We start from the raw sequence: 239 nt of genomic DNA, 5'->3' as shown, positions 1-239 counted from the left end.
ACCCTGGACGTCGAGTTCAAGCGACGGCTGGGGAAGGTCGACCTCTACCAGGCCGTCGTCTGCATGGCGAACGGGACCGGGGGCCTGATCCTCGTCGGTGTCGACGACGACGGCACCGGCGTCGGGGCGACGGGGGACCACGGCGGCCCTGTGGACGCAGACCGCTTGGCTGGACGCATCCAGAACGGGATCGAGCCACCCTTTGGCGTGGGCGTCGGGGTGGGCCCCCGGGGGGGCAA

1 protein-coding gene is annotated in these 239 nt (G+C 71.5%); it reads left to right on the top strand.

Annotated features, from left to right (window positions below):
* The coding region (locus KVS67_RS13030) for a helix-turn-helix domain-containing protein (protein WP_217565554.1) at positions 1 to 239 on the top strand (239 nt) is incomplete at both ends.

The organism is Micrococcus sp. GbtcB5 (assembly GCF_019091605.1).
GTDB lineage: Bacteria > Actinomycetota > Actinomycetes > Actinomycetales > Micrococcaceae > Micrococcus > Micrococcus luteus.
The sequence above is the reverse complement of the archived record's forward strand: the minus strand, read 5'-3'. Positions and strand labels throughout refer to the sequence as shown.